This window comes from uncultured Winogradskyella sp., assembly GCF_947498005.1.
GTDB lineage: Bacteria > Bacteroidota > Bacteroidia > Flavobacteriales > Flavobacteriaceae > Winogradskyella.
The window spans coordinates 160932-177006 of sequence record NZ_CANMIW010000003.1 but is presented as its reverse complement, the minus strand read 5'-3'; the positions used below and the strand labels follow the sequence as shown (position 1 = coordinate 177006).

Below are 16075 nucleotides of genomic sequence, written 5' to 3'. Positions count from 1 at the left end.
TTTTGAAAGCTTTAGTAATAAGAATGAGGTTTAGCGCTTTAATGTAAAATGTCCTGTTTTAGTAAGTCCATCATCAAAGACTAATTTAAACCAATAGTCATTGGTTGGCATATCATGATTATTATACTTACCATCCCATTGTCCTCCTGATGCATTAATTTCTTTTAGCAATTTCCCATATCTATCATATATAAAAATTGAATAAAGTCTATCTGTTCTACCTCTTATGCCCCAAAAATCATTAGAACCATCATTATTTGGTGTGAAAAATTTTGGAAAATCTATAATTATAATATGTTCTTCTAATATACCACAGCCATTAATCTCTCTAACATAAACCGTATAATCACCTCCTACTAAATTATAGAATATATTGTCATCTTGATAGTTGAGCCCATCTAATGAAAATTGATAATCTAGGCTTGAATTTATTATGATTTCGATACTATTATTATCACTTAACTCGGTAATTATAAATTCAAAGTCTGTTATAGGTTCAACATTAGTTATTATTACACTTACTTCAGAAGAATTAGTGCCGCAAACACCATTACTAACTGTATAGGTATAAATACCTGAAGGATCAACAGATGGATTAAAAATGCCTGTTCCGCTAGATAATGTTGGTGTCCATATTCCACCTAGATCAGGAGAACCATTGAGATTATCAAATAGATCTACCGAAGCACTATTTATACAAATTTCTAAATTACCATTGTCACCTGCATTTGGCAATTCATTAATGAGAACATTAACTTCCGCCGTAGCTGAACCACAAACACCATTTGTAATAGTATAGGTATAGATACCTGCAGAATCCATGGATGGATCAAATATTTCTGTTCCACTTGATAATGTTGGTGACCAAACACCATTTGTATCTGGCAAACCATTTAAGTATGCAAATAAATTAACAGAACTATCAGATTCACAAAGCTCTAAATTTCCGTTTTGTCCTGCATTTGGTATTGTATCAACTGAAACACTTACTTCAGAAGAATTAGTGCCACAAATACCATTGTTTACTGTATATGTATAAATACCTGATTCATCAACAGATGGATTAAAAATTCCTGACCCACTAGATAGCATTGGTGTCCATACTCCACCTATACTTGGTGAGCCGTTGAGACTATCAAATAAATCTACAGAAGTACCATTTATACAAACTTCTAAATTACCATTCTCACCTGCATTTGGTAATTCATTAATGATAATATTGACTTCTGCTGTAGCCTCACCACAAATACCATTTGCGACAGTATAAGTATAAATACCAGCGGAATCGATTGAAGGATCAATGATTCCTGTTCCACTAGACAAAGCAGGTAACCAAACACCATTGGTATCTGGTGAACCATTTAAATGCATAAATAAATTAACAGGACTGTCGTTCTCACAAAGTTCTAAACTTCCGTCTTCTCCTGCATTTGGTAATGTATCTACAGCAACACTTACTTCAGAAGAATTAGTACCACAAACCCCATTATTAATTGTGTATGTATAAATCCCTATAGCATCAATTGAAGGGTTGAATATCCCAGTACCACTAGATAAAGTTGGTGTCCAAATTCCGCCCATGTTTGGTGAACCGTTAAGACTATCAAATAAATCTACAGAAGTACTATTTATACATATCTCTAAATTACCATTTTCTCCTGCGTTTAGAATACTAATTTCTTGAAAATCAAAAACAAAATTTGAATTATTGTCTAAAGGTGTTGAGTAACCATCAGGCTCACTAATAATCAACCCATCAGCATCTACATTATCTGGTAAAGTGCCAAGAGTTCCATTTTGATCATTGTCTGAAAAACCTGCTTCAACTGCATCAAAACAACCATCTCCATCACTATCTAAATCCATATGATCTGGGTAACCATCTGAATCTGTATCTCTAGTCTCATCACCATTTTGTTCTACTGTATCTAATATCCCATCGTTATCATCATCTAGATCATTATCATTTAAAATACCATCATCATCAAAGTCTGGTACGCAATCTTGTTCAATTTCTTCTCTACTGCTGCACATAGATGGGTTTCCTTCTATCTGTGTTAATCCTGTTACACCATTAATGCTTAAAAGATTACATATTGCTGAACAGTCTGTTAATGAAATATTATCTGTTAATACTAACGACGTATCTATACTAGAATTTAAACCACCAACATCAATTAAATTCTCTAATCCGGTTAAAGATGTTAACGCTGGGTTTGCATTAAACTGCATAAGACCACCTACAATTGTAAGTGAATTCAATCCAACAATACTCTCTAGAGCATTATTTGTAATAATTTGAACTGAACCGTAAATTTGAATTAAGTCATTGAATCCGTCAATTGTAGTTAAATTATTATTATCCGTTAAATTAAACCAACCTGAACCAGGTATCTCATTTCCTATTGAAATTAGACTATTAAATCCAGACAAAGTTGATATTGAAGTATTAGTGATATTAAAACCAGCGCCAATGGTTTCTAATAAGTTGAAATTAGGTATACTATAAATTGTGTTTATTTCAAAGAAGTTACCTATTCCAAAAAAACGATAGATAGTTCTCAAGTTTTCAAATCCTGAAATAGAATTTAAATTATCGTTGTTTGTAATATTCAAATCCCCTTCTTGGTTTAAATCTGCAAGTTCACCTATAGTTTCTAAACTAGAAAAACCATTGATTTCATTTAGCGCATCATTATTGATAATAGTTAAACTCTTACCAATTGAAATTAAAGAGCCGAAACTGGGTATACTTACTAAAGAGTTATTATTATAAATTGCTAAATCCCCTTCTACAGTAGTTAATGCAATAAAACCCTCAACTTGGAGTAGAACTTGGTTATCGCTTATATCAAAATCCCCTCCGATTGAAGTTAGGTTGGTAAAGCCATTAATTAATTCAAGACCTGTAGTACTAATATTATTGCTTTCGATAATTAAATCATTTCCAATTGTAGCTAAGGCATTAAATCCAACAATCTCAGTTAGTAATGAAGTGTCAAAAATTTCTAAATCATTACCAATACTCTCTAAATTATCAAATATGTAAATTGATGTAATATTTGGGCTAGAAATTCTTAGTGAACCTTGAACAGTTATAATTTCGGGTAAATTGGAAATATCCGTTACACCAGAACCAATTATTAAATTACCATCAATATTTTGACAATTTGGATAATTGGCGACAAAATAATTAACCTGAGCTTGAGATTCTAAAATAACATCTCCAGTTGGGCATTGGGCAAACGCCGAGATAAACAAAAAAGAAAAAATAATTATCAAGGTAGATTTATGCATTCTCAATAATACAATAAATTAGTAAAAATTAAAAAAATAGTAGTCTAACATTAAAAAAAAATCAGTTATTTATTTCACTTACTTCTATGTTACCATTCCACACACATTCCACTGCGCTCCTATCGTCGCTTCGTAAAAAGAGTGTTCCATTAACTGAGTAAATAAAATTATAGATTAAATTTTCTAGAATAAGATTACTAGCATACGCTTTTAACCACATCGAAGATTCATGAGTTCTTTAATTGAAAATAGAAGTCTTGCGAATAAAGCCCATGTTGTACATAGCGCAAGTACATTATAGGACATTTTATAACAATTAGAGTATTAGCGCTTTTTGGCGATATTTGACATAATCTGAGTTCTATGACAGCTATGCTTTAATATAACGCTACAGATTATGTACAAGCTAATTGTGGATTTGTAATTTTTTGATTCCATTTAAAAATCACGTAAACGACAAAATGTACGTAATAAAAATTTTTAGACGAATACTCACAAGTTTAATATTGTTCTAAAAGTTCGTGAATGCTGTGCAGCTCTCGTGGAAAGATACTAGCTGAACGCAAGCACATTACTCCTCCTTAACTTCTTCAACAGTTTTAATACCGTCATCATCGTCATCGTTATCGTCGTCATCATTCTTAGCTTTTTCATTTACCTTTAAACTAAATCCTCCGACAAAACGAATGGAAAATTGAAATTGGATATCTGTTAATCCTTCAATAGCACTTTCTGATGAACCACGCATCATTGGAGCTGTAAATTCTGCTATTATGTTATTTAATCTAAAACTAAAAGCGGGTTCTAGTCCACTATAATTTTTATCTACAGTTCCTAAAAATTGATTTCTTAAATCGTTATTTGCTTCAGATGATATGTCTCCTGTGACATGTCTAGATCCATAGTATAATCCAAAACGCACACTATATCGTCTCTTGTTTTCGTCGTCTCTTATTCTATCATTGGGTAAGAACTCATGAAAAAAACCATACCTAAAACTAATTGAACCAGCATATTGGCTAATGTTATCTGTTCCGTTATTGTAGTTCCATAGTACGTTAGAGGCGTTAACTCTCATATTCATGCCGCTTATAACTTTTGAAATCCAACTCCCTTTTTCCCAGTCGAGCTCTGGGTTAAAATAGATATTTGTATTAATAAAAATAGATTGTTTTGGGCTTACAGGATTAAGAATGTAATGTCCAAATAACCTTTGATTTGTTACTTCATTATTAACTACTTTGGCTCTTAATGAATCAATACTCGACGCAACATTTATATAAGCTTCCATATCTAAACTTTCTACGAGCTTTTTTTTAGAGTCACTATCTGGCTTTCCATCATTGCCTTTTTTTAGAAAGTAACGTTCAAAAATAACTCCTAATCCTGCAGAACCCTGCACATCTTCATTAGCTTCGTTAATGTTTTGTTGCAAATTTGCTGTACCTACAAAATCAATATGGAATTGATTTGGTCCATTAGTTGGTGGTGCCATTTTTGCCAATTCATATTGCTCATATAAATTGTTTTTAGAATCAATGGCTGGATTAAACGTTAGTTTTTTTAAATAGTCAGATTGCGATAAACTAAAATCTTTTAAATAGTCGATTGTAGAATTAGATTTCTGCAAATCTTGTCCTAATAATCCCATTGGGATTAGAATAAAGAAGTAAAATAATCTCATAATAATTGCTTTTTGGTTAACGGTTAAATAAAATTAATAGCTAATAGTAATAGATAGAATAAAATCTATTAAAAAGGGAATAACCTGCAATTATCGGTAATTTTCAAGGAGGATTAACCACTTATTATCAAGTGATTACGTAAATATATAAAAATTATTTTAAATAAACCATTTCCTATACTTTCTACGAAGCTTTTATTGTTTATTGGCAAAAAGAATGCTCAATTCACTTACAAACCCATAAGTATTAAAATCTGGATTCGTCTGACTTATACTATAAGAAAGCACTAATTTTGATGCAGGACAATAACCAATAAAGGTGTTATAAAATCCAAAATGGCCATAGTAAATGTTTCCGTTTATATTAAACTCATAAACACCAAGTCCATAACGGCTTTCGTTGTCCTTTGTGTTTTTTACAGCAGTCATTTTGGCTAAAGATTCTTTATTGATAAGCTTATAATTAAATAGTGCTTTTATAAATAGCGCCAAATCAGAATTTGTAGATACAAGCCCTCCTCCTGCCCAATCGAATGAGGTATTGAGTTTAGAAAAATTAATCGCACCAACATATTGATGGATCATATTAATTTCGGCTATTGGATTTTCATAATACTCAAAAAACGTATGTTTCATTTCTAAGGGTTGCAATATTCTATTTCGTATAGATTGCGCTAGTTTACTAGTATCTAATTGCTCTATAATTAAACCTAATAAGAGATAATTAATATCAGAATAATGCCAACCTTGACCAGGTTTAAACTTTGGTTCTTTATTTAAATTGAATTGATAGTACAATTCCATTATAGATTCTGGCGTATAATCTTTATCTGGATTTTGAGAGAGCAGTTCAAAAAATTCATCTTCACGATCCGTAAAAATATCTGCTAAACCAGAACGATGTGCTAATAGTTGCTCTATGGTAATCTCTTGTGAATATTTAATACCATCTTTTATATGCAGATTATTAAAATCGAGATAATCAATAGCATTTAAGTAATTGCTAATGGTGTCATTTAAACTCAATTTACCTTCTTCTTCAAGCTGAAGAATAATAGTAGCCACAAAAAGTTTGGTGCTACTCGCAATTTTAAAAGCGCTCTGTTTTGTAACCGCATCGCTTAATTTAGAGGCTGTACCAAAACCTTCATTATAAATGGCGCCATTATTCTCATTTTTCAAATAAAGTAAAATACTATGAACAGGAGCTTCTGAGTGCGGATTAATTTTACTAACAATTCTTTGACTAATAGAATCGGTTTGACCTATGACCAAATTAGAAAAAAATAATAGACAGATAACTCGTATTTTCACTTTTAGAATCTTATTATTTTCTAACATAACCTCATTATAATTATTTGTTTTCCCTAAAAAAATGATACAACCGTTTAGTCCCAAATCTTGGTGCAATATTATCATCAGCCATAAGCGTTAAAAAGAACTCAATTGGTCCATAAGTTTTAGATGATGTAAATGTACGCAAACTCCAAATTGCAAATGTTCTCAACCCATCTGGTAGATGAATGATTTTTATTGGTTTCTCAAGCGCATCTAAGGCCATCTCACCTATTTCATTTAAGGTTAAAATATCTGGACCACCAACAACAATTTCATTATTTGCTGTGTTAATAGCTTGTAAACACACAATTGCCAAATCCTCACCATGAATGGGATTAAATTTTTGCTCGCCATTTCCAAATAGATATATTTTTCCGCGTTTGGCCATATCCAAAAAATCTTTCATATCTGAGAAGAATCCATTAGGACGAATTACTGTAAATTCTAAACCAGAATTTTTTAAAACATCTACAAATTTTTCTTTGGCTTCAAATATTTTGAGATGTCTGTACTTATTACCGTTTATAGCAGATACATAAATAAATTTCTTTACGCCTGCCCTTTTGGCTTCGTTTAGTAAATTAACATTAGCTTGGTAATCTACATCCATATACGTTAATCCTTCTTTTTGTCTTGTAATACCAACGGTAGAAATAACTGTAGTTACACCTTCACAAATACCTTTTATAGATTCTGTTTTAGTGACTTCTGCTTCTATTATTTTTACGGCGTTGCTATTAAATTGTTGCAATTTTTTAGATGACCTTGTAATAAGTTTAGCGTTAAAGTTGCTTTCTACTAATGCCTTAGCAATGTAGCCGCCTAAGTAACCTGTTGCACCTGCCAATAATACGGTTTGTGAATTGTATTTTTTCATTTTACATTAAAATTTGAATCCTATATACAAATTCGGTTCAAACAGAAAGTAAGATTTCCATTGATTATCTATCGCTTTAAATTCTGCTGGTGTATTGGTATCGAAAATCCAGTTTTGACAATGAATTTGAGGCTCTATAAAGAATCGTTTCTTTTTGCCAAATGAAAAATGATACCCAACATGGTAAGACGTGTAGAGTTTGAAACCGTTTGCTATCTTTTTGTCTTTTTCATCTAAATAAGTTTTGAGTTGTGGTAACACTTCAACCGAAGCAAATAAGCCTTTCCAAAGCATACGTTGATACGTAAATCCTACACCTGTTTCTCTAAGATGACCAGGATAAAACTCAGTTTTAGAATCTATTTTATCTAAAAGACCGTCCCACCATTGTATTCCCATTGGTTGGAATAATCTCCAAGTTGCAAATTTTAAACCTATTATATTCTTGGCATCTAATTCACGTTTAAAATGAAGTTCAATGTGTTCTGTATTGGTTCTTTCACCTCCTTTGCCAATGTTTCCTAGTATTATTGCCGGAAAACTCACTCTGTATTTATAAACTGTGTTATTGCTATTGAAGTTATTTTCGTTCTGCGAATATCCATTAAAGGCACACAGCATAAAACTTATGATTAAAAGTTTTTTCATTTTTAGTGTTGATTTGATTGATTGTTTTAACTACGTTTTTGTTTAAGGCTGAACTGATATAGCGAATGATTAATACTCTAGCTTTAAGAGCACAGCCTTTAATTGAGCTTTACATGTGTTTAATTAAACTCGTTTGTTAATAGTTGTTCTATAATGGTACTACGTTGTGAACCAGAATCATCTTGGTTATTACTTAATAGCACAATGGTTGCGTTATATTCAGGCACAAAACCTATCATGCTCCAATACCCATTTATATCGCCTCCATGCCAATACATCGTTGTATCACCTTCTTGTGTTGTAAACCAACCTAAACCAAAATCAACAAATCCGCTAGGCACATTTTGAGCAAATATTTCTGCTTTTTCAGAAGCCGTAAACCAATCATTTTTTACGGCATCTGTCCAAATTTCCATATTATTTGGTGTGCTACTAAAGTCGCCTACACCAAATGCAATAGTCATAGGATATGTACTATTCACATTACCATTTTTATAACCTTCTGCATGGTTATTTGTATTAATACTATTGTTACCCTTGTAAGTATTTGTCATTCCTAAAGGTGTAAAAATATTTTGCTGAATGTAATCGTGGTAAGACATTTGAGATAATTCTTGTACTAGCAAAGCTGCAATAAGAAAGTTTGAATTGCTATACTGTTTACCAGAACCTGGTGTGAAATTGAGACCATCTTCTAAAATCATTGTGGTTATAACTTCATATATATCGTCTTCATCTAAAGTTGCACCTTGCTCATAGGCATCTTCAACTACAAATTGATAATCTGGAATACCAGACTGATGTGATAATAATTGTGCAATTGTAATTTGATTGCCGTTTGGAAACTCTGGATCAAATTCATCTAATGTTTGATTAAAACTATTAATTAGTCCATCTCTTTTAAGTTGCACAATAGCTGCTGCAGTTAATGTTTTTGTAACAGAACCAATGCGGTAAGCAAGATTATAATCTTGAGGTTTTGCACTGCTTTGGTTTGCTAATCCAAAACCTTGACGCACTAAATCATTTCCGTTTTTAGTGATAATAGCATACCCTTGAAAACCAATATCCGTTAATACATTTTCTGCGCTTGTGTAACTATTGTTTTGCGCGTTGTTGTCATCATCTGTTGAGCAAGATGTTACTAAGGTTAGTACAGATAGTAATACAACGATCTTTAATTGGTTTAATGTTTTACACATACTATTTTTAGTAAGGTTTGAGACTAATTGATTTGATAAATTCATTTGTGTTCGTTTTTATTTGATTGATAATTATTTGATGATGCAAATTTGAAATTAAAGAGGGCTCCAATCGTTCTAGATTATAATTTCAAACGTTCGGAATTATTTCTTTTAATTATTTTGAATATGATGTGTGTTTAGTGCGATGGTTCAGTTTGAAATTCCTCAATAGCATTAAGGTATTGCAAGGCATCATTAACTTGACTTCCGCTACCTTTTAGTAACCAATTCAACCATTTTGAATTGATATTTTTTGGATGTAATGCCTTTAATAGCATTAATGAAACTACTTCAAGTAAAACTGTGGTTATACCAAATGAAATAATCATATTAAAGTTGAGTAAAGTCATAACGTCCAGGTTAAATAATACTTTGAAAAAGAAAATACCAACAAACGGACCAAATGGTAATAACCAAGCCACAATTCTGAAATTTTGAACTACTGATATTTTAAGTTTTACTAACTTTTTTTGAATATTGACTACTGCTTTAGAATAGTCAATAGAAAAAATGAGTTTGAGCTGTTTTATAGAAGACCAAACTAACCAGAATGAGAAAAATGCAACTACAACTCCAGAGAATGTAAAATACCAATGTTGAGCGTATGAAATCGCAAAATACATAGCATAGAATCCCAGTATGGTATAAAACACTAATGAGCTAATTGGCAAAAACAGTAAGCTTTTTATGGACGTTTTTGCTTTTTCTAGTTTTATTTCTTTTAAAAGTTTTAAGTTTAAAATTCTGTTCTCTTGTAATAGAGATTCACTTTTTTTCCAAAGGTTTATGATTTCGATGTGTTCCATGATTTTATTGTTTAAATTTTTTCTTTAATTGGTTTTTAATCCTACTAATTTTGGTGCCAACGTTACTAATTGAAATCCCTAAGGTTTCAGAAATTTCTTTATGACTATTACCATCTAAATACATTATTACAATGGCTTTGTTTAATAGGTCAAACTCTTGTATAAACTGTCTTAATTGTTTGATTTTTTCATCTGTATTATTCGTTTGCTCCTCTTGGATTGACACCATTTTTGAAGGCATAGCAACTACATGTTTCTGTCTAGTTTTTAGTTTTCGGTAATATGAAATTGATACATTAAATGCCACTCTATACAACCATGTTGTAACTTTCACATTATGATCAAATGTTTTATAACTCTTTATTACCTGAAAAATAATATCTTGAATTAAATCTTCCTGCTCATTGATATCTGAGCAATAGCTATTCACAACCTTGTAAATAAGGTTTTTGTTTTGTTCTATAATATCTGATATGTCAATCTCTGTCGATGAGCCTTTCATTGCTATTTTAGCTTCTTTATCCATTAATCGTTACATGCTGAATAAAATCACACATTTCACGAAAAAACTTTTTCAAACTTAGAAGTTAAGACAGCATCAATCGTTCTGATATATAATTCAGAACCTAAATACGGCAGAAAATAAATTGGTATTGAACAGTTATTTTTTATTGGATTTCACCCATTGACTTGGCGTAATGCCTTCTGTTCTTTTGAAGTAAGTATTAAATACACTTTTAGAATTAAACCCACTATCATAAGCCAATCCTAAAATTGTGATGTGATTGAATTTTGGGTTTAAAGCAATGGTTTTAAAATGTTTTAATCTGAATTGATTTATATAATCGTTGAAGTTCTTATTATATTCAGCATTAAGCAACCAAGACAATTTATTTGGATGCAAATTGATACTGTTGGCAAGCGCTTTTAATGAAAGATTAGAATTTAAATAAGGTTCACTATCCTTTATATAGTTTGCTAAAACGACCTTGTAATTCTCAATTTCAGATTGCGTAAGAGGTTTTGGAGTTTCCTTTTCTACTTTGTTTGAAGCTATATTATTTAAATTAGAGAATCCTGAAGACATAATTTGTTTTTCTATAAACTGGAATCGTTTATGCTTTCTCAAAGGATCTAAAAATGGATCTAATTGAAAATTGACAAGTTGCCCAATTTTCAATTTCATTTTATCTTCAAATATTTGAAATGCTTTTTCAATATTACCAGCATGTATGAGGTAATAAAAATGCCATGGGTAAATGCTTTTAAAACTCGTTTCAATGTCTATAAGATCCTCATTTATCACATTATTAGAGGCTTCATTATTAATAAGATTAAATAGAATTTCACAAACTTTAGGGCTTATAAGTTGTGGCATCGTAGCGATATAATCTTTGAACTTAGAAGTATCATTTAAAAACATGAAACACGCCAATTTTGTTTCAATTGCTAAAGTAAAATTAGGATCAATTCTTAAGCATTCTTCTAAGTGATTGATGGCCTCAATATAATCTCGATTTAGAAAATAGATATTCCCTTTTGTAAAATGATGATTAGGAGATAATGGACTAATTTCTATGGCCTTATTAATATTTGACAAGGCCTCATCTAATTGATTGGTGGCCATGTAAATTTCAGCAATACCTTCGTAAGCTATAGCATAACTCGGATTTTTAACTAAGGTGGTTTTTAAAAGTTTTATGCCTTTGGTATAATTCCACTCGTTCCAGAAATTTAAAGAAGATTCAGAAAAATAACCTAAATACGATTTAGAATTAATCTTTAAACCTTGATTTAGATAGTGGTTAGCACTATCCTCTCCTATCTTTTTATCAATACATCCCCAACTTGATAAAATACCATAAGATCTACTTAGTGCAAAGTAGGCATCATAGAAATTATGATCTATTTCTATACTTTTTTTGTAGTATTTAATGGCTTCAATATAGTCTTCTAAAATCCAATTTAATTGATAGGCCCTTCCCTTTAAATACAGCTTATAAGCATCAATATTTTTAGTGCCAACAACAGAGATTCGTTTTGAAATATCGAGATGACCAAAATTTTCTCTTATTTGATCTGCAATGATTAAACTGATTTCATCTTGAAGTTCAAATATATCATCTAATTTTCTATCAAAATTTTGAGACCAAACCTGAAAACCATCATTTGTGCGTATCAATTGAATATTGATACGTATTCTTTTATTGAAAATCCTTATACTTCCTTCTAGAACTGTCGCTACACCTAATTTGTTGCCAATGTGTCTAACATCTAAATTATTGTTCTTAAATACAAAAGAAGAGGTTCTTGCTATAACTTTTAAACCCTTTACCTTGGTAAGTGCATTAATTATTTCTTCTGTAATTCCATCACAAAAATAATCGTTATCAATATCATTACTCATATTGACAAAAGGTAATACAGCTATAGATTTTTGGTTAATCAACGTATTGTTTACTTAAAGCAATGTAAAAGTATGAAAACATAATAGAATCAAAAAAAAATCCTATTAAGTCATTATATTGCAAACTATTCCACATATTTTCTTCCATTCCATTACCCATCCTTAAAAGAGTGTTCCAATAACTGAGAGAAGAAGCTTATAGATTAAATTTTTATAGAATAAGATTACTAATATGCGCTTTTAACCCAAATCGAGTATGCGAGATTCATGAACTCAATATTATAAAATAGAAACCCCGAAAATAAAGCCTATATAGTCATCCATGACGCTTTTTTCATTTAATTTTTTTGTTTAATACTTTAATTCCAAGTGCTATTAATATTACTATCAATGCTATAAAAAATATACTTGTTGAAATGCTTTTTATAACCGAAAATATATTGGTTGCATAAACTGTAGCCTCTTTCAATTCAGGATAATTTTTAAGCATTGTAATAATTCCGAAATTCTCCAAATAGTCTGCAATCCCGGCAATTATGGGTAATAGACAGAGAAAGCTATAAGGGGAATTGAATTTGTTCAGTTTTTTTAAGAAATATCCCAAAAGCAAACAGTAAGAGAGTCCGAATAGTAGAGGATAAATCATATCCACAGGTATTTGGTTAGTTAGATAAGTCAAACGTCCATTTTCTCCAAGCAAACTGAATAATTCACTTACATAATTTAAATCATAACCTATAGGCATCATATCCAGTAATTTCATTCCGTTAGAGAATTCCATTGTTTTAGGAATTGTAACAGTGAGCATAAAGATGTAAACAACATTTGTCAAGATAAAAAGTCCTAAAACTTTTTTTCCTGAACTATTCTTTTCAATAAAATTGGTTAATCGTTTCATTTTTTTCAAATAAGTGCTAGCAATAGAATACACGGTAATAGATTAATGTTTAGTATTTTCTTTTTTTAAGTTAAAATCTATACCCTATACGTAAGTGCATATTTAATTCCATCTCACTCTTGTCCTTTGAATAACCAGCTCGTTTAGCAAATGTGTGACTAAATCCTGCTCCAAGACCTGCTTCATAATTAAAATGTTTGCCTAAATTCCGTCTAATTCCCCAAGTTGGTATAATGGAAAAATCACTCACAACAGGAGCATTGTCTTTATTGAATAAGACAAACCAATCTGGATGGTAGCCCATTTTTAAAGCAATAAAATTGCCACTATTACCATCAATTCTTTTTGATTTTTCTGATCGTTTTTTGAGGTTGTAATAGAACCTTGGTTCCACAACTATAACAGGTGTTAATAGAAATGGAGCATCATAATCATCGTAAAAAGTAGTTTCCCAAATACCAAAATCAAGACCAAGTTCTGTTCTTAATGCTATGGTATTTGAAAGTTTTGCTTCATTATATGCCCAGATTCCTAAAACTCCAGTTTGTAATCCAAATATTGATTTTTCTACACTTGTGTTTTGTGATTTCGCGATAAAAGTTAGTCCGCACAAAATCAAAGTAAATATTGTTTTTTTCATAATAAAAATTTAAGTGAATTTGTTAATTCTAACCTAGAGCCAGCTAAACCCTAATCCTACATTAAACGTAATTACATCTCTATGCGCATCTTCATCTAAATAAGCACTACCAATTACTAAATTAGACTGTAAGTTAAGTGCAAAATTTTTCTTTTTGTAAATTTCATAACCTGTACTTGCCATTACTGCGCAGCCAAAATTCCAATCGTCATTTACATCGTCTTTAATATCGTACAATGCTGGTGCATCAATAGCTAGGCCAATTCCACCATGAATCCACCAACGGTCTTTTACCCAATATTGTACAGAAGGTATAAAACTACCAAAGTGTCTGTCGTTATCCTGAAATTCGTAAATAGCTCCTGGCATAACAGCAGTAATAGCTAGTTTGTCATTTAACATATAGCCAAACTTTAAATCTGGAAAAGTAAACGTTCCTTGAGATTTATCAAAGGTTTGAATACCTTCACTATCTTCTATACTTATAAGGCCAGCACCTAAACTAAACTCAAAGATGAAGCCATCCCTTATTGTTGTTGTTTCTTCATTTGTGTTTTGTGCATATGTTATACTAGATAGTAATGCAAAGGCTACACAAGCCATTCTTAACATAATTTGTTTTTTAATTGTTTTCATAATTGTTCGTTTTTAAATTGATTTTGATTAATGATTTATTGATTAATGATTTTTCAAATTTCCCAAGAAAAATTAATGATTTTGAAGTTTTATGTCTGAACTGTTGATTTGAAATGATGAATTGTTAACGATGTATAACCACTCTATTTTTATTGTAAAAAGGATGACATTAACCAAACTTTCATTATAAAAAAAGAGGTTGTTAAACGCATGTCGCATTTATCAAAAGCATCAATATTTTAAGGTTTAAGGTCAATGAACGCCGTATTTAAATTCTAATTTTGAATTCATCTAAAAACAAAATATCATGAAAAATGAAAAAAATAAAGAATTGTATAATTCTGAAATTACTAAAGAAGACGAAAACATACTCGGCGATAAGACTGGGAATTTAAGACAAGATAATGGCGACGATGAAATTCTTAAAAAACGAGAAATTGAACCAGATTTTGCTGCTAAAGATTTAGATATACCTGGTGATAGAGCATCGAGACCGTTAAGAAATGTTAAGCTTTCTGATGAAGAAAACCGTCATCACAGTTTAGGTAGTGATCATAATGAAAACTTAGAGTTAGATATTGATAATTCTAAAGATTCGTAATCTACAATCAACTTCATCAACATTAACTAGTACCTGATTTTAACTAATTTGTTTAAAAGCTGACACTATATCGTGAAGCTTTTAAACTCATTATTTTTAGATATTTCCGTAGCGTTAATAATAGTATTTTCTATGGTTTTAAAATCCGTTGTATTTGGCACATGCTTAGACGCTTTTAATAAAATAACTTCTTCTAATGATGGAAATATGCGTTTAGCTCTTTTTATCATTTTTTTACCTGGAAACATAATATCATTTTCAGTAGCAAAAATTGTAATTGGTGTCTCAATATCTCTTGCGCTCTTTTTAGTTATTATAGGTAAAGGCGAGAAATCCATATTGCAATTTTGAAACGATCGCGATAAAAAGTTAAAAGCAAAAACATCATATTCTGAAAAAAGCACATTCATCACTTTAGTGATCTGCTTTTTATCATTTGATTTAATGAACTTCTTTAATGGAATAAATAGTTTCCATAGGTTTACAAATGGGTTTCCATTTACAATATAAACAGGAGCAATAAGAAAAACTTCCTTTATAGGAATTTGACTAAACTCAAGGGCTTTTAAGCTTATGAGTCCACCAAATGAAAACCCAACTAAAGTAACATTTTTAAGACCTAATTTAATAATTACTTCTAATAGCCAATGACCATAGTCTAAGGATTTTATGTCTAAGCGATGCTCATCACTTTTATTTGGTTGAGCCAAAACATCTACAGCAAATACACGATAATGTTTAGAAAGATCCGAAAAGGATTCTAAAATTAATGGAGCACAACCACCTGTACCATGAATAAGTACTAATGGTGGCAACTGAGCATTCCCAGTTATGATAACATTAGTTTTTCCAAATTGTGTATCTATACATTCTTCCGTATAAATAATGTTGAGTTCTTGTAATTTTTGATTATAAAGTTCGAGGATCTCTGTTTTTCCTTCTTCTGATTTAAAAAACATGATTGATTTAATTTGTTGATTGATAAATTCTTATTGATTG

Annotated in this window: 14 protein-coding genes; 1 reads left to right on the top strand and 13 read right to left on the bottom strand. The window is 30.8% G+C overall.

Annotated elements, in window-relative coordinates:
- Positions 1–30: 30 nt before the first annotated feature.
- The 12 genes from Q0891_RS06595 to Q0891_RS06540 form a co-directional block, all read right to left on the bottom strand.
- Complete coding sequence (locus Q0891_RS06595; protein ID WP_299099980.1) at positions 31–3282, bottom strand: T9SS type B sorting domain-containing protein; 3252 nt, start codon at positions 3280–3282, stop codon at positions 31–33.
- 586 nt (positions 3283–3868) lie between these two features.
- On the bottom strand, positions 3869–4981 hold the full coding sequence (locus Q0891_RS06590) for a hypothetical protein (RefSeq protein WP_299099978.1): 1113 nt from the start codon (positions 4979–4981) through the stop codon (positions 3869–3871).
- Between the two features lie 195 nt (positions 4982–5176).
- Positions 5177–6400 carry a serine hydrolase gene (locus tag Q0891_RS06585; RefSeq protein ID WP_299099976.1) on the bottom strand — a complete coding sequence of 408 codons (1224 nt, stop codon included), beginning with the start codon at positions 6398–6400 and terminating at the stop codon, positions 5177–5179.
- Complete coding sequence (locus tag Q0891_RS06580; protein WP_299099974.1) at positions 6336–7196, bottom strand: SDR family oxidoreductase; 861 nt, start codon at positions 7194–7196, stop codon at positions 6336–6338. The genes Q0891_RS06585 and Q0891_RS06580 overlap by 65 nt, the downstream gene beginning before the upstream one ends.
- 6 nt (positions 7197–7202) lie before the next feature.
- Positions 7203–7844: a hypothetical protein gene (locus Q0891_RS06575; RefSeq protein WP_299099972.1), complete on the bottom strand. Its 642-nt coding sequence runs from the start codon at positions 7842–7844 to the stop codon at positions 7203–7205.
- 119 nt (positions 7845–7963) lie between these two features.
- Complete coding sequence (locus Q0891_RS06570; protein ID WP_299099970.1) at positions 7964–9091, bottom strand: serine hydrolase; 1128 nt, start codon at positions 9089–9091, stop codon at positions 7964–7966.
- Between the two features lie 134 nt (positions 9092–9225).
- Positions 9226–9894, bottom strand: coding sequence for a hypothetical protein (locus Q0891_RS06565; protein ID WP_299099968.1), 669 nt, complete (start codon positions 9892–9894; stop codon positions 9226–9228).
- A 4-nt stretch (positions 9895–9898) separates the two neighbouring features.
- Positions 9899–10420 (bottom strand): sigma-70 family RNA polymerase sigma factor, encoded by a 522-nt coding sequence (locus Q0891_RS06560; RefSeq protein WP_299099966.1) that lies wholly within the window; start codon positions 10418–10420, stop codon positions 9899–9901.
- A 135-nt stretch (positions 10421–10555) separates the two neighbouring features.
- Entirely contained in the window at positions 10556–12343 is a 1788-nt protein-coding gene (locus Q0891_RS06555) for a tetratricopeptide repeat protein (RefSeq protein ID WP_299099964.1), read from the bottom strand.
- A gap of 292 nt (positions 12344–12635) precedes the next feature.
- Positions 12636–13199, bottom strand: coding sequence for a hypothetical protein (locus tag Q0891_RS06550; protein ID WP_299099962.1), 564 nt, complete (start codon positions 13197–13199; stop codon positions 12636–12638).
- A gap of 70 nt (positions 13200–13269) precedes the next feature.
- Entirely contained in the window at positions 13270–13839 is a 570-nt protein-coding gene (locus Q0891_RS06545) for a hypothetical protein (protein WP_299099960.1), read from the bottom strand.
- 33 nt (positions 13840–13872) lie between these two features.
- The gene (locus Q0891_RS06540) at positions 13873–14475 is read right to left on the bottom strand and encodes a hypothetical protein (protein WP_299099958.1); all 603 of its coding nucleotides are present in this window, start codon (positions 14473–14475) and stop codon (positions 13873–13875) included.
- A 307-nt stretch (positions 14476–14782) separates the two neighbouring features.
- On the opposite strand from Q0891_RS06540, the gene Q0891_RS06535 reads away from it, so the two are divergent.
- Positions 14783–15076, top strand: a complete 294-nt coding sequence (locus tag Q0891_RS06535) for a hypothetical protein (RefSeq protein WP_299099956.1) — start codon at positions 14783–14785, stop codon at positions 15074–15076.
- A gap of 65 nt (positions 15077–15141) precedes the next feature.
- On the opposite strand, the gene Q0891_RS06530 is transcribed toward Q0891_RS06535, so the two are convergent.
- Positions 15142–16035, bottom strand: coding sequence for an alpha/beta fold hydrolase (locus Q0891_RS06530; RefSeq protein ID WP_299099954.1), 894 nt, complete (start codon positions 16033–16035; stop codon positions 15142–15144).
- Positions 16036–16075 lie beyond the last annotated feature (40 nt).